Annotated in this window: 19 protein-coding genes; 10 read left to right on the top strand and 9 right to left on the bottom strand. The window is 71.5% G+C overall.

Annotated elements, in window-relative coordinates; genetic code table 11:
- Positions 1-72: 72 nt before the first annotated feature.
- From ACFYQ6_RS01455 to ACFYQ6_RS01445, 3 genes are read right to left on the bottom strand one after another with little or no spacing between them, the layout of a single operon-like run.
- A complete protein-coding gene (locus ACFYQ6_RS01455) occupies positions 73-888 on the bottom strand; it encodes a DsbA family protein (RefSeq protein ID WP_361570219.1) in 816 nt (271 codons plus the stop codon).
- Positions 889-935: 47 nt separating this feature from the next.
- The gene (locus ACFYQ6_RS01450; RefSeq protein ID WP_388759691.1) at positions 936-1,658 is read right to left on the bottom strand and encodes a hypothetical protein; all 723 of its coding nucleotides are present in this window, start codon (positions 1,656-1,658) and stop codon (positions 936-938) included.
- Positions 1,659-1,715: 57 nt separating this feature from the next.
- Entirely contained in the window at positions 1,716-3,041 is a 1,326-nt protein-coding gene (locus tag ACFYQ6_RS01445) for a DUF2252 domain-containing protein (RefSeq protein WP_361570213.1), read from the bottom strand.
- 222 nt (positions 3,042-3,263) lie between these two features.
- Between ACFYQ6_RS01445 and dnaE the strand changes: the two genes are divergently transcribed.
- A complete protein-coding gene (gene dnaE / locus ACFYQ6_RS01440; protein ID WP_388759688.1) occupies positions 3,264-6,803 on the top strand; it encodes a DNA polymerase III subunit alpha in 3,540 nt (1,179 codons plus the stop codon).
- An 84-nt stretch (positions 6,804-6,887) separates the two neighbouring features.
- Here the strand turns inward: dnaE and ACFYQ6_RS01435 are convergent, their stop codons facing one another.
- Positions 6,888-7,064, bottom strand: coding sequence for a hypothetical protein (locus ACFYQ6_RS01435; RefSeq protein WP_361583451.1), 177 nt, complete (start codon positions 7,062-7,064; stop codon positions 6,888-6,890).
- A gap of 283 nt (positions 7,065-7,347) precedes the next feature.
- Here ACFYQ6_RS01435 and ACFYQ6_RS01430 point away from each other — a divergent pair, with 283 nt between their 5' ends.
- The 5 genes from ACFYQ6_RS01430 (at position 7,348) to ACFYQ6_RS01410 (ending at position 11,646) form a co-directional block, all read left to right on the top strand.
- Positions 7,348-8,607 (top strand): NYN domain-containing protein, encoded by a 1,260-nt coding sequence (locus tag ACFYQ6_RS01430; protein WP_388760898.1) that lies wholly within the window; start codon positions 7,348-7,350, stop codon positions 8,605-8,607.
- Between the two features lie 106 nt (positions 8,608-8,713).
- On the top strand, positions 8,714-9,697 hold the full coding sequence (locus tag ACFYQ6_RS01425) for an ABC transporter ATP-binding protein (RefSeq protein WP_361583480.1): 984 nt from the start codon (positions 8,714-8,716) through the stop codon (positions 9,695-9,697).
- A gap of 49 nt (positions 9,698-9,746) precedes the next feature.
- Positions 9,747-10,595: an ABC transporter permease gene (locus ACFYQ6_RS01420; RefSeq protein WP_388759685.1), complete on the top strand. Its 849-nt coding sequence runs from the start codon at positions 9,747-9,749 to the stop codon at positions 10,593-10,595.
- A gap of 34 nt (positions 10,596-10,629) precedes the next feature.
- Entirely contained in the window at positions 10,630-11,370 is a 741-nt protein-coding gene (locus tag ACFYQ6_RS01415; protein ID WP_361583448.1) for an ABC transporter permease, read from the top strand.
- 102 nt (positions 11,371-11,472) lie between these two features.
- The gene (locus ACFYQ6_RS01410) at positions 11,473-11,646 is read left to right on the top strand and encodes a hypothetical protein (protein ID WP_015576813.1); all 174 of its coding nucleotides are present in this window, start codon (positions 11,473-11,475) and stop codon (positions 11,644-11,646) included.
- Positions 11,647-11,687: 41 nt separating this feature from the next.
- Here ACFYQ6_RS01410 and ACFYQ6_RS01405 read toward each other — a convergent pair whose 3' ends face one another.
- The 5 genes from ACFYQ6_RS01405 to ACFYQ6_RS01385 all read right to left on the bottom strand — a co-directional run bounded on the left by ACFYQ6_RS01405 (position 11,688) and on the right by ACFYQ6_RS01385 (position 16,295).
- Positions 11,688-12,056 (bottom strand): TraR/DksA family transcriptional regulator, encoded by a 369-nt coding sequence (locus ACFYQ6_RS01405; RefSeq protein ID WP_388759682.1) that lies wholly within the window; start codon positions 12,054-12,056, stop codon positions 11,688-11,690.
- A 79-nt stretch (positions 12,057-12,135) separates the two neighbouring features.
- Positions 12,136-12,636 carry a Cys-tRNA(Pro) deacylase gene (gene ybaK, locus ACFYQ6_RS01400; RefSeq protein WP_361583442.1) on the bottom strand — a complete coding sequence of 167 codons (501 nt, stop codon included), beginning with the start codon at positions 12,634-12,636 and terminating at the stop codon, positions 12,136-12,138.
- Positions 12,637-12,652: 16 nt separating this feature from the next.
- The gene (locus ACFYQ6_RS01395; protein ID WP_361583440.1) at positions 12,653-13,429 is read right to left on the bottom strand and encodes an LON peptidase substrate-binding domain-containing protein; all 777 of its coding nucleotides are present in this window, start codon (positions 13,427-13,429) and stop codon (positions 12,653-12,655) included.
- An 11-nt stretch (positions 13,430-13,440) separates the two neighbouring features.
- Positions 13,441-14,475 (bottom strand): hypothetical protein, encoded by a 1,035-nt coding sequence (locus ACFYQ6_RS01390; protein WP_361583437.1) that lies wholly within the window; start codon positions 14,473-14,475, stop codon positions 13,441-13,443.
- 221 nt (positions 14,476-14,696) lie between these two features.
- The gene (locus ACFYQ6_RS01385) at positions 14,697-16,295 is read right to left on the bottom strand and encodes an oxidoreductase (RefSeq protein WP_361583434.1); all 1,599 of its coding nucleotides are present in this window, start codon (positions 16,293-16,295) and stop codon (positions 14,697-14,699) included.
- A gap of 159 nt (positions 16,296-16,454) precedes the next feature.
- Here ACFYQ6_RS01385 and hisD point away from each other — a divergent pair, with 159 nt between their 5' ends.
- From hisD to ACFYQ6_RS01365, 4 genes are read left to right on the top strand one after another with little or no spacing between them, the layout of a single operon-like run.
- Positions 16,455-17,777 (top strand): histidinol dehydrogenase, encoded by a 1,323-nt coding sequence (hisD, locus tag ACFYQ6_RS01380; RefSeq protein WP_361583431.1) that lies wholly within the window; start codon positions 16,455-16,457, stop codon positions 17,775-17,777.
- Positions 17,774-18,901 carry a histidinol-phosphate transaminase gene (locus tag ACFYQ6_RS01375; RefSeq protein ID WP_388759677.1) on the top strand — a complete coding sequence of 376 codons (1,128 nt, stop codon included), beginning with the start codon at positions 17,774-17,776 and terminating at the stop codon, positions 18,899-18,901. The genes hisD and ACFYQ6_RS01375 overlap by 4 nt, the downstream gene beginning before the upstream one ends.
- Entirely contained in the window at positions 18,898-19,500 is a 603-nt protein-coding gene (gene hisB / locus ACFYQ6_RS01370) for an imidazoleglycerol-phosphate dehydratase HisB (RefSeq protein ID WP_356736035.1), read from the top strand. Before ACFYQ6_RS01375 ends, hisB begins: the two co-directional genes overlap by 4 nt.
- Positions 19,497-19,664, top strand: a complete 168-nt coding sequence (locus ACFYQ6_RS01365) for a hypothetical protein (protein WP_028440214.1) — start codon at positions 19,497-19,499, stop codon at positions 19,662-19,664. Before hisB ends, ACFYQ6_RS01365 begins: the two co-directional genes overlap by 4 nt.
- Positions 19,665-19,666: the final 2 nt, after the last annotated feature.

The following is a 19,666-nucleotide window of genomic DNA, read 5'->3' as shown; positions in this document are numbered from 1 at the left end:
TCCGCCGGCCCGTACGGTCGACCGCACGCCGCGGGTCCGTGCGCGCCGGACCCGCGGCCCCGCAGGAGCGGGTCAGCCCTTCAGGGCCTTGGTGATCGCCTTCTCGAAGTCGGCGACCGTCATCGGGGCGTTCTTGCTGCCCTCGGCGGTCAGGGTCTTGCCGTCCATCTTCAGGGTCGGCGTGCCCTCCACCCCGCTCTTGTCGAAGGCCTTGGACATCTTGATCGCCCAGGCGTCGTACGTGCCGTCCTCGACGTCCTTCTGGAAGGCCTTGTTGCCCTTCAGCGCGTCCACCGAGTCCGCCACCTCGATCAGGTAGCTGTCCTTGGCGAACTTGTCGTTCGCCTCCTCGGGGTGGTACTTCGCGGAGTACAGCGCGGCCTTGTAGTCCAGGAAGGCCTCCGGGCTCACGTCGAGCGCGGCGCCCAGCGCGCTCAGGGCGTTCTTCGAGCCCTCGCCGTTGTCCGAGTTGTCGATGAAGGTCGCGCCCACGTACTTGATCTTGTACTTGCCGGCCTCGACGTCCTTGGCCACGGTCTCGCCGACCGTCTGCTCGAAGGTGGCGCAGATCGGGCAGCGCGAGTCCTCGTACAGCTCCAGGGTCTTCTTGGCGCTCGACTCGCCGATCACCACGGTCGTGCCGTCGTCACCCGAGGTGTTCTTCGGCGCGGTGACGTTCTTCGCGTCCGCCGCGGCCTCCCAGGCGGAGGGCTTGTTCAGCTGCATCACGCCGTAGCTGACACCGCCGGCGATCGCCAGCACGGCCACGACCGAGACACCGACGACGATCTGCTTGCGTGCCTTGTCCTTCTTGGCCTGGCGCTCGCGCTCCTCGCGCAGCCGCTCGCGGGCGGCGGACTTGCTGGCCTGGCTGTTGCGCTTGCTCATGGGTGCTCCGTAAGGCGTGGGACGGTTCAGGGGGGTCTTCCGCGTACTCAGGCAGAGGTACAGGCCAGGGGCGGCGGGCCCCTGCGGCCCACGGAGTGCACCAGGAACCGGGCCGGGGCGAGCGGGTGCGGCCGGCCCGCGCTGCGGGCACCGGACCGCGTCCCGCGCCCGGGTGCGGCCGCCACGGCGAACGCGGTCAGCAGCGGACGGAAGGCGAAGGCGGCGGCCGAGGCCAGCAGCCCCGCCAGCGCCGCCTCCCCGCGCCGCAGCCAGGCCGCGGCGAGCAGGCCGACCGTCACGTGCGCCGCCAGCAGCAGCCACGGCACGGCGGGCCCCGGTGAGGCGAGCATCGCGGCGGCGTGGTCGCCCGAGGCGGTCACCCCGGCCAGCGGGGTGCCCACCGCGGCCACACCGGAGAGCCTGTCCGCCGTACCGGCGTCTCCGCCGCAGAGCACGTCCACGCCCACCGAGCGCAGCGGACCGGCGATCGGGCCGCCCGCCGCCCCGTAACAGAGGTGCTGGCCGGTGGTGAACACCGTGTCGGCGGCCAGCTCCAGGGGGACGAGCAGCCCGGCGATCGCCCCGAACCCGCGCTCCCGGCCCGCCAGCGTGAACGCCACGGCGAAGACGGCGCCGGCCAGCAGGCCGACCGCCGTCAGCGGCAGCGGGACCCGGGAGAGCAGCACATGGGAGGCGGAGGAGAGCGTGACGACGAGCGCGGTGAACAGCGCCGCGCGTACCGCTCTGATCTGCGTCCCTGATACGTCCATCGCCGGAGAGTGTGTCATGTGAACCTGTAAGCGGTCCCTAAGGGCGTGCGACGGCCCTCACAGCCCCGGGATGCGGCCGTTGCGGAAGAGGTCCACGAAGATCTGGTGATCGGCGCGGGACCGGGCGCCGTAGCTGTGGGCGAAGTCGACCAGCAGTTCCCCGAAGCCCTCCTCGTCGGCGGCGATGGCCGCGTCGATGGCGCGCTCCGTGGAGAACGGCACCAGGGAGTGCCCGCTCTCGTCGTCCGCCGCCGAGTGCATCGTGGCCGTGGCCCGGCCGAGGTCGGCGACGACCGCCGCGATCTCCTCCGGCTCGTCGATGTCGGACCAGTCCAGGTCCACCGCGTACGGGGAGACCTCGGCGACCAGCTGTCCGGCCCCGTCCAGCTCGGTCCAGCCCAGCCACGGGTCGGCGTGCGCCTGCAGGGCCCGCTGGGAGATCACCGTGCGGTGGCCCTCGTGCTGGAAGTAGTCCCGCACCGCCGCGTCGGTGATGTGCCGCGAGACGGCGGGCGTCTGTGCCTGCTTGAGGTAGATCACCACGTCGTTCTCCAGGGCGTCGCTGTTGCCCTCCAGGAGGATGTTGTACGACGGCAGGCCGGCCGACCCGATGCCGATGCCCCGGCGGCCGACGACGTCCTTCACCCGGTAGGAGTCGGGCCGGGTCAGGCTCGACTCCGGCAAGGTCTCCAGATAGCCGTCGAACGCGGCGAGCACCTTGTAGCGCGTCGCGGCGTCGAGGTCGATCGCACCGCCGTCCGCGCTGAACCGGCGCTCGAAGTCCCGGATCTCCGTCATCGAGTCCAGCAGCCCGAACCGGGTCAGCGCCCGGGCGTCACGCAGCGCGCCGAGCAGCGGACCGTCCGCCGTGTCCAGAGTGAACGGCGGTACCTCGTCGTTCTTGGCGCCCGTCGCCAGGGCGTGGATGCGCTCCCGGTAGGCGGCGGCGTAGACCCGGACGAGCTCGGAGATCTGCTCGTCGCTCAGCGCCTTCGCGTAACCGATCAGGGCCACGGAGGCGGCGAAGCGCTTGAGGTCCCAGGTGAAGGGGCCGACGTAGGCCTCGTCGAAGTCGTTGACGTTGAATACGAGCCGGCCGTTGGCGTCCATGTACGTGCCGAAGTTCTCGGCGTGCAGATCGCCGTGGATCCACACCCTGCTCGTGCGCTCGTCCAGGTAGGCGCCGCCGTGCCGCTCGTGGTCCATGTCGGCGTAGAAGAGGCCCGCCGAACCCCGGTAGAACGCGAAGGCCGAGCCCGCCATCTTGCGGAACTTCACCCGGAACGCCGCGGGGTCGGCCGCCAGGAGCTGCCCGAACGCGGTGTCGAAAACGGCGAGGATCTGCTCCCCGCGCTGCTCCGCGCCGGTCTGCGTGTCCGACATCGCTGGGTGCCTCCTGGTACATGGCGTTCATGACAAAAGGGACGGGCGTCCCCGGTCTTCCAACGCGCGACCGTACCCCGGAGTGCCCGTCGTCCGTCACCTCGGCGACGTAGACTTCCACGCTGTCCCCCCAACCCGTCATCGCCCGTCCGTCACCCGGCCACCACCCCTCGCCGGGACGCCTCGCGCCACACTTTCACCGAATTCCGGAGGCACAGCGCCGTGAGCAAGCCGCCCTTCACGCACCTGCACGTCCACACCCAGTACTCGCTGCTGGACGGTGCCGCGCGGCTCAAGGACATGTTCGAGGCGGCCAACGACATGGGCATGTCGCACATCGCCATGACCGACCACGGCAACCTCCACGGCGCCTACGACTTCTTCCACTCGGCCAAGAAGGCGGGGGTGACGCCGATCATCGGGATCGAGGCGTACGTCGCCCCCGAGTCCCGCAAGCACAAGCGGAAGATCCAGTGGGGCCAGCCGCACCAGAAGCGGGACGACGTCTCGGGTTCGGGTGGTTACACCCACAAGACGATCTGGGCGGCGAACAGCACGGGGCTGCACAACCTCTTCAGGCTCTCCTCGGACGCGTACGCCGAGGGCTGGCTGCAGAAGTGGCCGCGCATGGACAAGGAGACCATCTCCCAGTGGTCCGAGGGGCTGATCGCCTCCACCGGGTGCCCCTCGGGCGAGGTGCAGACCCGGCTGCGGCTCGGCCAGTTCGACGAGGCCGTCCAGGCGGCCTCCGACTACAAGGACATCTTCGGCGAGGGCAAGTACTTCCTGGAGCTGATGGACCACGGCATCGAGATCGAGCGCCGGGTCCGTGACGGGCTCCTCGAAATCGGCAAGAAGCTGAACATCCCCCCGCTGGTGACGAACGACTCGCACTACACCTACGCCCACGAGGCGACCGCGCACGACGCCCTGCTCTGCATCCAGACCGGCAAGAACCTCTCCGACCCGGACCGCTTCCGCTTCGACGGGACGGGCTACTACCTCAAGACGACGGAGGAGATGTACGCCGTCGACTCCTCCGACGCCTGGCAGGAGGGCTGCGCCAACACCCTCCTGGTCGCGCAGCAGATCGACACCACCGGCATGTTCGAGAAGCGCGACCTGATGCCGAAGTTCGAGATCCCGGAAGGCTTCACCGAGGTCACCTGGTTCCAGGAGGAGGTCCGCGTCGGGATGGAGCGCCGCTATCCGGGCGGCGTCCCCGAGGACCGGCAGAAGCAGGCCGAGTACGAGATGGACATCATCATCCAGATGGGGTTCCCGGGGTACTTCCTCGTCGTCGCCGACTTCATCATGTGGGCCAAGAACAACGGCATCGCGGTGGGCCCCGGCCGTGGTTCCGCCGCCGGATCGATCGTCGCGTACGCCATGGGCATCACCGACCTCGACCCGATCACCCACGGGCTGATCTTCGAGCGCTTCCTCAACCCCGAGCGCGTCTCCATGCCCGATGTCGACATCGACTTCGACGAGCGCAGGCGCGTCGAGGTGATCCGGTACGTGACGGAGAAGTACGGGGCCGACAAGGTCGCCATGATCGGCACCTACGGCAAGATCAAGGCCAAGAACGCCATCAAGGACTCCGCCCGCGTGCTGGGATACCCCTACGCGATGGGCGACCGCCTCACCAAGGCCATGCCCGCCGACGTGCTCGGCAAGGGCATCGACCTCAGCGGCATCACCGACCCGAAGCACCCCCGCTACAGCGAGGCGGGCGAGATCCGGGGGATGTACGAGAACGAGCCGGACGTCCAGAAGGTCATCGACACCGCCAAGGGCGTGGAGGGCCTCGTCCGGCAGATGGGCGTGCACGCCGCCGGCGTGATCATGTCCAGCGAACCCATCGTCGACCACGCCCCGGTCTGGGTGCGGCACACCGACGGCGTCACCATCACGCAGTGGGACTACCCCCAGTGCGAGTCGCTCGGCCTGCTGAAGATGGACTTCCTCGGCCTGCGCAACCTGACGATCATGGACGACGCCATCAAGATGGTGAAGGCCAACAAGGGCGTCGAGCTGGAGATGCTCGCCCTCCCGCTGGACGACCCCAAGACGTACGAGCTGCTCTGCCGCGGTGACACGCTCGGCGTGTTCCAGTTCGACGGCGGCCCCATGCGCTCGCTGCTGCGCCAGATGCAGCCCGACAACTTCGAGGACATCTCCGCCGTCTCGGCCCTCTACCGGCCGGGCCCGATGGGAATGAACTCGCACACGAACTACGCGGAGCGCAAGAACGGCCGCCAGGAGATCACCCCGATCCACCCGGAGCTGGAGGAGCCGCTCAAGGAGACGCTCGGCCTGACCTACGGCCTCATCGTCTACCAGGAGCAGGTCCAGAAGGCCGCCCAGATCATCGCCGGGTACTCGCTCGGCGAGGCCGACATCCTGCGCCGCGTGATGGGCAAGAAGAAGCCGGAGGAGCTGGCGAAGAACTTCGTCCTCTTCCAGGCGGGCGCCAAGAAGAACGGCTATTCCGACCAGGCCATCCAGGCGCTCTGGGACGTGCTGGTGCCCTTCGCCGGATACGCCTTCAACAAGGCGCACTCCTCGGCGTACGGCCTGGTCACCTACTGGACCGCCTACCTCAAGGCCAACTACCCCGCCGAGTACATGGCCGCCCTGCTGACCTCCGTGAAGGACGACAAGGACAAGTCGGCCGTCTACCTCAACGAGTGCCGGCGCATGGGCATCAAGGTGCTCCCGCCGAACGTCAACGAGTCCGAGTCGAACTTCGCCGCCCAGGGTGACGACGTGATCCTCTTCGGGCTGACCGCCGTCCGCAACGTCGGGCAGAACGTCGTCGACTCGATCATCAGGTGCCGCAAGGCGAAGGGGAAGTACTCCTCGTTCCCGGACTTCCTCGACAAGGTCGAAGCGGTCGTCTGCAACAAGCGCACCATCGAATCGCTCATCAAGGCCGGCGCCTTCGACGAGATGGGACACACCCGCAAGGGGCTCGTCGCCCACCACGAGCCGATGATCGACAACGTGGTGCAGGTCAAGCGCAAGGAGGCCGAGGGGCAGTTCGACCTCTTCGGCGGCATGGGCGACGAGGCGAGCGACGAGCCGGGCTTCGGCCTCGACGTGGAGTTCTCCGACATCGAGTGGGAGAAGTCCTACCTGCTCGCTCAGGAACGCGAGATGCTCGGCCTCTACGTCTCCGACCACCCGCTCTTCGGCCTGGAACACGTCCTGTCCGACAAGTCGGACGCGGCGATCTCCCAGCTCACCGGTGGTGAGCACGCAGACGGCGCCATCGTCACCGTGGGCGGCATCATCTCCGGCCTCCAGCGCAAGATGACCAAGCAGGGCAACGCCTGGGCCATCGCGACCGTCGAGGACCTCGCGGGCTCCATCGAATGCATGTTCTTCCCGGCGACCTACCAGCTGGTCTCGACCCAGCTCGTCGAGGACACGGTCGTCTTCGTCAAGGGGCGCCTCGACAAGCGCGAGGACGTGCCGCGCCTGGTCGCCATGGAGATGCAGGTCCCCGACATCTCCAACGCCGGGTCCAACGCACCCGTCGTCCTGACCATCCCCACGGTGAGGGTCACCCCGCCCATGGTCAGCCGGCTCGGCGAGGTCCTGAACAACCACCGCGGCGACACCGAGGTGCGCATCAGGCTCCAGGGGCCGCGCAAGACCACCGTGCTCCGGCTCGACCGGCACCGCGTGAAGCCCGACCCGGCCCTCTTCGGTGACCTGAAGGTGCTGCTCGGCCCGTCCTGCCTGGCCGGCTGACGGCCCGTCCTCCCCCGGAACCGCGAGAGGGGCGCCCCGCCGGTCGGCGGGGCGCCCCTCTCGGCCTGTCGGCCCGGCGGGCCGTCAGTTGTGGCCGAAACGCTTCTGGTGCTTGCGGGCGACGTCGGCCGGGCTGCCCTGAGCCTGTGACTGGGGCTGTGTCTGCGACTCGTACGCCGTCGACTTGGCCTGCTCGGCGCCGCGCTCCGCCGCGGACGCGCGGTCGGGCTGGCTCTGCTTGCGATTCTTGTTCTTCGCCATGGTGATACCTCCTGTGGAGAGATCCGGGGGGTCCAGAACCGCTGTCAGACTCACATATCACCACAAAGGCCGCATGTTGGATCATTACCCAGTGTAGTAGGGGAGGTATCATGCGCCGTTTTCCGGATCCGCCACGCCGATGATCGAGTTCCGGACCTTAACCCCCCTGCCGTCGGGCAGACTCGAAGGAAACCCTGAGTGAGCGAAACCCGGTTTCCCCGGGTGAGCGGGTCCACCCCCCATGTCCGGACCCGCTGACTCCGCTCCCGACTCCTGGAAGAGGGTGGAACGCGTGGACCGTTGCGTCGTCCTGGTGGACGCCGGCTACCTGCTGGGCGCAGCCGCGAGTCTGCTGGCCGGAGAGCCCGCCCGTTCCCGCATCACCGTGGACCACGCGGCTCTGATCCAGGGCCTGCGCGAGCGCGCCGAGGCAGATACGGAACAGCCCCTTCTGCGCATCTACTGGTTCGACGGCGCCCCCGACCGCGTACCGCAGCCCGAGCACCGCAGGCTGCGGGTCATGCCCAGGGTGACGGTTCGGCTGGGCGCACTCACCCGCAGTGACGGCCGGTGGGCGCAGAAGGGCGTCGACGCGGCCATGCACGCCGAGCTCACCGAACTGGCCAGGAACCGCGCCTGCTCCGACGTGGTGCTCGTGACCGGTGACGGCGATCTGCTGCCCGGCCTCATGTCCGCCAAGGAGCACGGCGTCGCCGTCCACCTCTGGGCGGTCCAGGCCGCCGACGGCGACTACAACCAGTCCGAGGACCTCGTGGCCGAGGCCGACGAACGACGGGTGCTCGACCGGGCCTGGATCACCAAGGCCGTACGGGCCAAGGAGACGGGCGGCGTGTGCGCGCCCTCGCCCGTCCCGCGCCCGGAGATCGCCGCGATCCTCTCCGCACCGCTGCCCGAGGCGGCCCTCGCGGCCTCGGCCGAGCGCGCCTCGGAGGCCCAGGCCGCCGCGGCCCGCAACGGCACCGCCGCACCGGCCGGTGACACCGTGCGGCATCCCCAGCCCGCGCCCGGTCACAAGGGCGTCCCGACACCCAAGGACCTGGCCGGCCTGCGCGCCCCCGGCGACCGGGCCGCGCAGGCCCCCGCAGCGCCGCCCGCGCCCAACGCCACCCTGCGCTGGTCCTCCGACAGGGGCTGGGTGGAGCGCGGCGGGCCGGTCGGCGAGCCCGCCGAGACCGCGTCGCTGCCCACCCTGGCCCAGCTCACGAGCGCGGAGCAGCGGTGGGCGGACCGTGAGGAGGACATCACCACCGTCGGCGGCGACCCCTTCGAGGTCGGCCAGGTCTTCGCCCGGCGCTGGATGGAACGGCTGCCGGAGACCGTCCACCTGCAGAAACTGTCCACGATGTACCCCCGCATCCCGCACCGCATCGACGGCGAACTGCTGAGGTACGCGGCGCGCTTCGGCCTGCTCGCGCACAAGGACGACCAGATCGACGAGCACGACCGCTATGCCATCAGGGCGGGGTTCTGGCGCGAGATCGACGTACGGGCCGCCGCCGAGCACGCCCCCGTGGGGGAGTGAGCGGGGCGCCTCAGCGATGCCCCGGACGCAATACGGGGCATCCGACCCCGTACTCTCGTACCTCGTGAGTACGGGCACAGCACAGGCACAGACCGGGACCGGGACCGTGTGCGCGGTGCGTGATCTGGTCAAGACCTACCCCGCCGTCCGCGGCCGACGCGGCCGGGCCGCCACCCCCGAGGTGCGCGCCACCGACGGGGTCGGCCTCGACGTCCGGCGCGGCGAGATCTTCGGGCTGCTCGGACCCAACGGCGCGGGCAAGTCCACGCTCGTGCGCCAGCTCACCGGATTGATGCGCCCCGACTCCGGAAGCGTCGAGGTGCTGGGACACGATCTCGTACGCCACCCCGAGCGGGCCTCCCGGCTCATCGGGTACCTCGGGCAGGAGTCCACCGCCCTCGACGAACTGACCGTGTCGCTCGCCGCCGAGACCACCGGGCGCCTCCGCGGCCTGCCGGTGCGGGAGGCGCGGGTCGCCCGCGACGAGGTGCTGGAGGAGCTGGGGCTCACCGAGCTCGCCGGGCGCCCGCTGAAGAAACTGTCGGGCGGTCAGCGCCGGCTGGCCTGCTTCGCCACCGCCTTGGTGGGGGAGCGTCCCGTCCTGGTGCTGGACGAGCCGACGACCGGGATGGACCCCGTCGCCCGCCGCTCCGTCTGGTCCGCCGTCGACCGGCGGCGGGCCGAGCACGGAGTGACGGTGCTGCTCGTCACCCACAACGTCATCGAGGCCGAGACGGTCCTCGACCGGGTCGCCGTCATGGAGCGCGGCAAGGTCATCGCCTGCGACACCCCGTCCGGGCTCAAGGAACGGGTCGCGGGCGAGGTCCGGGTCGAGCTGGTGTGGCGCGAGCGCGCGCCGCTGGACGTTCCCGAGGTCGCCGCGCTGCGCGCCTCCGCACAGGAGTCCGGGCGCCGTTGGGTGCTGCGGCTCGGTGCCGACGAGGCGCGGGCCGCGGTCGCCGCCGTGACCGGTGGGGCCGCGTTCTCCTCGCTGGACGACTTCACGCTGGCCACTCCCAGCCTGGAGGACGTCTATCTGGCGCTCGGCGGGGACGCGGCCCGTGCCACCGAGGGGCTGGTGAAGGCGTGAGCATGAACGTGAAGGTGAACGTGTCGGAGTCCGACGGGAGCTGTGCCAGGTGACGAGCATCGTTCCCACGGAGCCGGCGCAGGTGTCCGGTACGAAACCGCGGAGCCCCTCGGTACGGACCGGCCGGCCCGCCCGCACCGCCCCGGCCCCCCTCGCGCCCCGCGCCAGGCTGCTGCCCTCGCTGGCCGCCGTGTACCGGGCGCAGCTGTCACGCGCGCGGGTCGCCCGGATCCCGCTGCTGTTCGTCGCGACCTTCCAGTCCGTCGGGATCATGGTGCTGATGCGTGGCGTCGTCGACGGCGGCGCGGAGGCGCGGGCCGTCGTCGCCGGGGCCAGCGTGCTGGTCGTGGCCTTCGTCGCGCTCAATCTGCTCGCCCAGTACTTCGGCCAGCTCCGGGCCGGGGGCGGGCTCGACCACTACGCCACGCTGCCGGTGCCGCCGGCCGCCGTGGTGCTGGGCGCGGCGGGGGCGTACGCCTCGTTCACCGTGCCCGGCACGATCGTCACGGCCGTGGCGGGCAGCGCCCTGTTCGGGCTGCCGATGACGCACCTCTGGGTCCTCGTCGCGGTCATCCCGCTCTCCGGGGCCGCGCTCTCCGGCCTCGGCGCCGCGCTCGGGCTGCTGGCACCGAGGCAGGAACTGGCGACGCTGCTCGGGCAGCTGGGCATGTCCGCGGCGCTGCTGCTGGGTGTGCTCCCGGCCGAGCGGCTCCCCGGCCCCGTGGGGTGGGCGCGCGACCTGCTCCCCTCGACGTACGGCGTCGAGGCGCTGTCCCGCTCCTTCGACGCGCACCCCGACTGGGCGGTCGTCGCCCTCGACCTCGCGGTGTGCGCGGCGGTCGGTGTGCTGTCGCTGGCGGTCGCCACATGGGCGTACCGCCGTGCGGCGGTCCGGTGAGGCGGTACCCGGACACGCCTGGCACGATGGCACCGTGACCGCACCGTTGACGCCGCCGCACCAGCCCCAGCCGAACGACCCCTGGCAGGGCCCGCCCGCGGGCTCGCACGCCGTGCCCGCCGATCGGCCGGGCGCGGACGAGCGGCGTGTGGAGCTCCGGCAGGGCGCGGCGATCGCCGCCCTGCTGACGGTGGCGGGCCTGGTCCTCGGACTCCTCTGGCTGTGGCTCGCGCCGAGGGTGCCGCTCGTCTCCGACGACACGGCGGTCTTCCTCAAGAACAGTGAGGGCGAGGAGGCCATCGGCGCCGACGGCACCTTCGTGCTGCTCGCCCTGGCCTTCGGACTCGTCTCGGGCCTCGCCGTCTTCCTGTTCCGCAGGCGCGGGGGGATCCCGCTGGTGGTCGGACTCGCTCTGGGCGGCCTGCTCGGTTCACTCCTGGCGTGGGGGATCGGGACCTGGTTCGGACCCACGTCGGACGTGGTGGCCCACGCCAAGGAGGTCGGCAAGGGAGTCACGTTCGACGCACCGCTGGAGCTGCACGCGGTGGGGGCGGGGATGCTCGCCTGGCCCGTCGCGGCGATGATCGTGCACCTGGGGCTGACGGCCCTGTTCGGGCCGCGGGACCCCGAGCCCGAGTGGATGTCCCCGTACGGCGCTCACGACGTGGCACCCGGCGGCGCCTACGGGCAGACGCCCGGTGGTGCCGAAGGCGCGGCGCCCGGCTCCGCCGAGGGGCAGGCGCCCGGGGGCGGCCGGCCGTCGGACGGCTCGTAGCGCTCCCCCGCGGGCCGCTTCCGCTCGGGGCGTTTCCGCTCGGGGCGTTTCCGCCCCGGTCGCACGGGCATGCGGTGGATGAGCACCGACGAAAGGACCGACATGAGTGCCGGAGAGAAGACCAAGGCCAAGACCGAGCAGATCGTCGGGAAGGCCGTCCGCAAGGTGGCCCACGCGGTGGGTGACGAGACCACGGCGGCCAAGGGTGCGGCGCTGGAGGCCCGGGGCAAGGGCCGCGGTACCAAGGAGAAGGCGAAGGACACCTTCAAGCACTGAGTGCCCGCCCGGAGGCTCCGTCGGGGCGGCCGCGGCCGGGCTCAGCGGCCCGTGCCCGCGGCGCACCGCACACAGGTCGTCGCCGCCGGACGCACCTCCAGGCGGCCCGGCGGGATCGGCTCATGGCACCCCTCGCAGCGGCCGTAGTCGCCCCGCTCCAGCCGCTTCAGCGCCCGGTCCACCTCGGCCAGGTGGTCCCGCGCCCGAGCCAGCAGCGAGGCGGTGTGAGCCCGTTCGAAGGCGGTGCTCGATCCCTCCGGGTCGTGCTCGTCGTCGACCGCCACCAGCGCGTTCGCCTCGACGATCGCGTCGAAGTCACCGTGCAGCGCCGCGATACGGGCCTCCGTGTCGCGGCGCTCCGCGTCCAGCCGTTCGCGGACGGAGATCCGGTCACCCGGTCCGTCGCCCACGGCTGAGGAGAATGTGTTCACCTCCGTGACAACGGCCGCGTCCGGGGCCGCATTCCGTGCGCTCCCCGCGCGGGCTCCGCTAGGCCCGGCCGATCGGAGCCAGGGACGCGTCCGTCAAGGTCGCCAGGTCGGCGGGGGACAGCTCGACCTCCAGGCCGCGGCGGCCCGCCGAGACACAGATCGTCGGATGGGAGCCTGCCGACGCGTCCAGCACCGTACGCAGTCGCTTGCGCTGGCCCAGCGGGGAGATTCCGCCCCGTACGTAGCCCGTGGTGCGCTCCGCGGCGGCCGGGTCAGCCATGGCGGCCCGCTTGCCGCCGACCGCCGACGCCAGCGCCTTCAGGTCCAGCGAACCCGCGACCGGCACGACCGCGACGACCAGTTCGCCGTCCACGTCGGCGACCAGGGTCTTGAACACCCGGTCCGGTGAGACGCCGAGGGCCTCGGCGGCCTCCTCGCCGTAGGACGGCGAGGACGGGTCGTGCTCGTAGGAGTGGACGGTGAACGCGGTGCCCGCCGTGGTCAGGGCGACCGTGGCCGGGGTGCCGCCGGGCTGCTGTTTCCTGGACTTCTTCGCCACCTGGCTCGTCCTCGGGTCAGTTGGGGTGCGTGGGGCCGCGGGTCAGGTCGATCGCCGGCAGCGACGGGAGATGCCGGATCACGGCGGTCTCCTTGCGTAGAAGGGCGAGTTCCTCGCGCAGACGGGTCGCCGTGTCCGGTGCCTGGAGCAGCCGCTGCTTCGACGGGACGTCGAGCACCGCGGCGGCGGCCACCAGGTACGAGACGACGGACGGGTCGTCCGGCAGGTCCGAACTCGTCGTCAGCGAACGCTCGCTGGCCCCGGCCAGCCGCTTCTGGTAGCTGCGGAAGGCCCGCAGGACACCCTCGGCGAGAGCCCCGGCCTCGTCCGGTGGCGACGTCTCGTCCTCGGCCTTCCCCGGGTCCTCGGGCAGTTCCTCGACCTCGGCCGTCAGGAACGGGCCGCTCGCGTCGACGGAGAGGAGCCGGACGCGCGTGGTGCCCGTCGCCAGGACCTCGTAGCTGCCGTCGGCCCGCTCACGGATCTTCGCCGCGTCCGCGACGCAGCCGACCCGGTGGAAGGTCTGGATCGGATCGGGTCCGAAGCCGTCGGCCGGAGCCCGTTCGGCAGGAGGCGCGGTGGCGACCGTGTCCGGCATCCCGGTGGCCGTCGGGGCGGTCTCGCGGCCGTCGCGGATCGCGACCACCACGAAGCGGCGCGGTTCGTCCTCGTCGATCTCGAGCAGCTCACGCATCATGGCGCGATAACGCTCCTCGAAGACGTTGAGCGGCAGCACGAGGCCGGGGAACAGCACCGCGTTCAGCGGGAAGAGGGGCAGGCGAGCGGTGGTCACAGCGGCCAAGCCTAATGGCCACGGCGCCCGACGCGCTCCGGCCTCCCGCGCAGCGGCGTGGAAGAGGCCACCCGGAGCCGGGCGGTGGCCCGCGCGTCGAGGAAACCGCCGAGCGCCTCCCCGGTCACGTGTGCCCAGGGGAAGGAGGTGGCGTACGGCCCGATCAGCCGGAACTGCTCCAGGGCGTCGGCCGAGCGGCCCCGCGCGACCAGGACGTAGGCGAGCAGGTTGCGGACCTCGGCGGGCCAGGGGTCACCGGCCGGAAAGGCCGCCGAGAGCCCGATCGCGAGGTCGGCGGCGTCGTCGATCCGGTCCCGCTGCACGGAGGTCGCCCGCGCGAAGGCCCTCTCGTCCCGCAGCAGGGCGTAGGCCGCGCGTACGGGCAGCGCCTGCACCAGGGAATCCCCGGCGGCGTCCTCGGCCGCCCGCTCGGCGAAGTCGAAGCATTCGCGGTGGGAGCCGTACCACTGCGCCGAGAGGTACCGGAGCGCGGCGACATGGCTGCCGTAGTGGTGCGGGGAACGGCGTACGGCCTGCTCCCAGAGCGTCTCGAAGACCGTGTGCGGCGCGTGGGTGCCCCGGGCGTGGTCGAGCGCCAGCCGCCACGGCACCGGGTCACGGGGGTCCGCCTCGGCCGCCGCCGTGATCAGCGGGCCGACATCGCGCAGCAGCTCGGCGTGGGCGGGGGACTCCCAGGCGCGGCGTACCGCCAGGGCCGCCTTCACCAGCAGGGCGTCCGGGTCGCGCGGGGACGCGGCCAGCCAGCCGGTGAGCCAGCCGTCCCGGCTGCGGGCGAAGGCGACCAGCCGGCCGAGGCAGCGGTCGCGGCTCTCCCAGTCGGTGGCGTCCCGGGTCGTGGCCATGAGCTTGGCGGCGGGCTCGAAGTCTCCCAGGGCGGCCGCGACCAGGGCCGGGGAGAGCCGCTCGTCGGGGGCGTCGAGCAGCACCGCGTCGTCCGACGGCAGCCCGGCGGACAGCCCGGGGCCGTACCGGAACGCGCGCGCGGAACCCAGCAGGGCGCGGAGGAAAGCCATGGTGCAGACCATTGAAAAGCCCTGGTGGGGGCGGCGCCAGAGGGGCACTGTGAAGCTTCTGTAGCGAGTGGAAGGGTTGCCCTGGGCGAGGTCAAGAAAGGGCAAAGGAAGCGCTCGCGGGCGGCCGGAATCAGACCTTCCCGTCGACGGGGACCGCCCGCCCTGCCGGGCGTCGACCGGCCGTTCGAGCGGGTGGTGGCCAGGGCTCCGCACCGAAGCGGGAGCCCCCGGCCTCAGCCGCGGCGCAGCAGCCGCGAGGCACCCGCCGCCACCGTCGTGGCCAGTATCCACCCGAGCAGCACCAGCGCCGCCGCCGTCCACTGCCAGCCGCCCTCCAGCAGCCAGTAGCCGTCCTGACCGAGATTGATCACCGGCACCAGCAGATCCAGGGCGTACAGCGCCGGGTTCCACTGCGGATGCTCGTCCCCCTTGATCGACTCCGGGTGGTACTGCGAGAAGGCCACCGCACCCGCCGCCCACAGCACCGCCATCCACACCAGGGCACGCCCCGGCCGGTAGCCGTACGCCACCGTCCAGTCCTGGAGATAGCCCCAGATCCTGCCCGCGGGCGGCAGGGTCTCGCGCCGGCGCCGCTGCTTGGCCAGCAGCACCTCGCGGGCGTCCGCGTCCTCCCCGCAGCTGCGGAGCACCGTCGCGAGGCGCTCGTACGGCTCGGGGACGTACTCCGGGGTCGCCGCCAGCACCCACTCCAGGCGCCGGGACAGCGGGAAGTGACCGTAGGGCACGAGGTTCTCGTAGACGAAGCCGCCCATCGCCAGGCCGCCCGGCCCCGGCCAGCTGGTCGACACGTCGATCAGCGTGACGACCTTCGCGCCGTTCAGTACGACCCGGCCCTCCTGCGGGCGCTCCGCGTTGAAGCGCAGCTCCGGCGTGACGATCCTGCGCAGCGACAGCTCTTCACGCCCGGCGAGGACGAACCGGGCCTTGTGCAGGTCCACCGCGTCACCGAAGCGCCCGTCGTCGAGCCGCACCGCGCCCCGGCACTCGAAGACCTGCGCACGCGTCCCGCGCGCGGGGCCGCCACGGGCGATGCCGAACGGGGGAGTGGTGCCCTGGTTCCCCGTGTCGATGCTCACCCAGGCCTCCGTCATGTACAGCGTGCGCTCCACGCTGAGCTGCGGGGCGTTCAGCGCCCGCCGCCCGTCCGACGCGCGCAGCCGGCTCCCGCGCAGGCTCAGCGAACCCCCGACCTTCGCCCCGCGCAGGCTCAGCTCGCCACGCGTCTCGATCATCTCGGCCTGCAGGTCCTGGGCGACCGACATCCCGTCGCCGACGAAGGCGCGCCCGCGTCTGTCGGGTCCGACGCCGAGCTGGTTGATGAGCAGATCCGTCCCGATCTGGGCGTCCGTCAACCGGATGCCGCGCTCGATCCGGCAACGCGGCAGATGCAGATCGCCTTCCGTGTGCAGCCGGGCCGCGTCCAGCCGCGGCACCGCGCAGCCCACCATCCGCAGCGTCGTGAAATGGCACTCGGGGACCACCACCTCCTGCTCGAAGCGGCAGCCGGTCAGCTCGACGTACGGCGAGACACGGCCGCCCGCCAGATCCAGCTTGCCCGTGATGCGTACGCCCCGGAGCTTCAGGGCCGCCACCCGCCCCGGCCGGGCCGGCGGCCCGCTCAGCAGCAGCCGCGCCACCGTCCTGGCCCCGACGCTGCGCTCCGGCCCCCAGATGTGCGGCGCGAAGGGATCGTCGCGCACCGGGTCGTGGGAGCGCAGATCGTAGGTCGTGCCGTTCCGGAAGGACTGCCACATACCCAGCTCCGCCGCGCTGAGCCCGTCGGGGATCTCGCCGTCGTGCGGTTCGGTCACTGCCTCACCTCCGCCCGCGCGGTCCGCCCGCGCTTCGTACAGTCGTTCTTCCCTCTGTGTGACCGTGTGAAAGCTAACGGTCAGCAGTGACAGCCGGGGCATGTATCAGCCAGTGATACGGGCGACCGGGCGCCGGAACCGGTCTGAGAGAATTGCGGTGTGATCTCTCGAATCGATCTGCGCGGCACCGCCCTCCCCGAGGGCGGCGACCTGCGCGACCTGCTGCCCCGTGCCGAGTTCGACGTGGAAGCCGCCCTGGAGACGGTGCGGCCCATCTGCGAGGACGTACGCCATCGTGGCTCCGCGGCAGTGATCGAGTGGGGAGAGAAATTCGACGGTGTGCGGGTCGGGTCGATCCGGGTCCCCGCCGACGCGATCGCCGGGGCGCTGGAGCGCCTCGACCCCGCCGTGCGGGCGGCGCTCGAGGAGTCGATCCGCCGCGCCCGCCTCGTCCACCGCGAACAGCGCCGCGCCACGCACACCACCCAGGTCGTCCCCGGCGGCACGGTCACCGAGAAGTGGGTGCCCGTCGAGCGCGTCGGGCTCTACGTCCCCGGCGGACGCTCGGTCTACCCCTCGTCCGTCGTGATGAACGTCGTCCCGGCCCAGGAGGCGGGCGTCGAGGGCATCGCCGTCGCCTCCCCGCCGCAGAAGGAGTTCGGCGGCCTGCCGCACCCCACGATCCTCGCCGCCTGCGCCCTCCTCGGCGTCGACGAGGTGTACGCCGCGGGCGGCTCCCAGGCCGTCGCGATGTTCGCGTACGGCACCGAGGACTGCCTGCCCGTGAACCTCGTCACCGGCCCCGGCAACATCTACGTCGCCGCGGCCAAGCGCCTCCTCAAGGGCCGCGTCGGCATCGACGCCGAGGCGGGACCCACCGAGATCGCCATCCTCGCCGACGCGAGCGCCGACCCCGTGCACGTCGCCGCCGACCTGATCAGCCAGGCCGAGCACGACCCCATGGCCGCGGCCGTCCTCGTCACCGACTCCGAGGAGCTCGCCGCCGCCACCGAGGCCGAGCTGAAGCCGCAGGTCGCCGCGACCAAGCACGTCACCGACCGGATCGAGCCCGCGCTCGCCGGGCGCCAGTCCGCGATCGTCCTGGTCAACGACCTGGAGGACGGCCTCAAGGTCGTCGACGCGTACGCCGCCGAGCACCTGGAGATCCAGACGGAGAACGCCGCCGCCGTCGCCGACCGGGTCCGCAACGCCGGAGCCGTCTTCGTCGGCCCCTGGTCTCCCGTCTCCCTCGGCGACTACTGCGCCGGCTCCAACCACGTCCTGCCCACCGGCGGGTGCGCCTGCCACTCCTCGGGCCTGTCCGTGCAGTCCTTCCTGCGCGGCATCCACATCGTCGACTACACCCGCGACGCCCTCGCCGAGGTCACCCACCACGTGGTCACCCTCGCCGAGGCGGAGGACCTCCCCGCGCACGGCGCCGCGCTCAAGGCCAGGTTCGGCTGGAAGGTTCCGCAGGCGTGACGAACAGCAGCACCCCCCCGAACGCGTGGGACGCACTCCCGATCCGCGACGAGCTCCGCGGCCAGTCCCCGTACGGAGCGCCCCAGCTCGACGTACCGGTCCGGCTGAACACCAACGAGAACCCGTACCCGCTGCCCGACGCGCTCGTCGACCGCATCGCGGAGCGGGTCCGCGAGGCCGCCCGAAACCTCAACCGCTACCCCGACCGTGACGCGGTGGAGCTCCGCACCGAGCTCGCCCGCTACCTCACCCGCACCGCGGGGCACGAGGTCGGCCCCGGGAACGTATGGGCCGCCAACGGCTCCAACGAGGTCCTCCAGCAACTCCTGCAGACCTTCGGCGGGCCCGGGCGCACCGCGATCGGCTTCGAGCCCTCCTACTCCATGCACGCCCTCATCGCACGCGGCACCGGCACCGGCTGGATCTCCGGACCGCGCAACGAGGACTTCACCATCGACGTGGAGGCCGCGAAGAAGGCCATCGCCGAGCACCGGCCCGAGGTCGTCTTCATCACCTCGCCCAACAACCCCACCGGCACCGCCGTGGACGCCGAGACCGTCGTGGAGCTCTACGACGCCGCCCAGGCCGCCCGGCCGTCGATGGTCGTCGTGGACGAGGCGTACGGCGAGTTCAGCCACCACCCCTCGCTGCTCCCGCTCATCGAGGGCCGCCCCCACCTGGTGCTCTCCCGCACCATGTCCAAGGCCTTCGGCGCCGCCGGTCTGCGCCTCGGCTATCTCGCGGCGGCCCCGGCCGTCGTCGACGCGGTCCAGCTGGTGCGCCTGCCGTACCACCTGTCCTCCGTCACCCAGGCCACCGCGCTCGCCGCCCTGGAGCACACCGATACCCTTCTCGGGTACGTCGCGCAGCTCAAGAGCGAGCGCGACCGGCTGGTGGAAGGACTGCGGGAGCTCGGCTTCGCCGTCACCGACTCGGACGCCAACTTCGTCCAGTTCGGGCGCTTCGCCGACAGCCACACCGCCTGGCGGCAGATCCTCGACCGGGGCGTCCTGGTCCGGGACAACGGCGTACCGGGATGGCTGCGGGTATCCGCGGGAACCCCGGCAGAGAACGACGCGTTCCTCGATGCGGTGCGCGAACTGAAGAAGGAGCACGACGCATGACTCGCGAGGCCCGCGTAGGAAGAGTGGAGCGGACCACCAAGGAGACCTCCGTGCTCGTCGAGATCAACCTCGACGGCACCGGCAAGGTCGACGTCTCGACCGGGGTCGGTTTCTACGACCACATGCTCGACCAGCTCGGCCGCCACGGGCTCTTCGACCTCACGGTCAAGACCGAGGGCGACCTGCACATCGACTCGCACCACACCATCGAGGACACCGCCCTCGCGCTCGGCGCCGCCTTCAAGCAGGCGCTCGGCGACAAGGTCGGGATCTACCGCTTCGGCAACTGCACCGTCCCGCTGGACGAGTCGCTCGCCCAGGTCACCGTCGACCTCTCCGGCCGCCCCTACCTGGTGCACACCGAGCCGGAGAAGATGGCGCCGATGATCGGCGAGTACGACACGACGATGACCCGGCACATCCTGGAGTCCTTCGTCGCCCAGGCGCAGATCGCCCTGCACGTCCACGTCCCGTACGGCCGCAACGCCCACCACATCGTGGAGTGCCAGTTCAAGGCACTGGCCCGCGCCCTGCGGTACGCCAGCGAGCACGACCCGCGCGCAGCCGGGATCCTTCCGTCCACGAAGGGCGCCCTGTGACCGGCCTCAACACCGTTCTGATCGTCGTCGGCCTCTTCCTGGCCGGCGGCGTCTACTCCTTCTGGAAGCAGGGCATGCCCAAGGGCGTCGTCGTACTCCTCGGGATCGGCTCCGTGATGTGCCTGGTGGCGGGCGTCATGCGGATCCAGGGACTCTGGGACTGAGG

This window comes from Streptomyces sp. NPDC005494, assembly GCF_042872025.1.
Classification (GTDB): Bacteria; Actinomycetota; Actinomycetes; order Streptomycetales; family Streptomycetaceae; genus Streptomyces.
The sequence above is the reverse complement of the archived record's forward strand: the minus strand, read 5'-3'. Positions and strand labels throughout refer to the sequence as shown.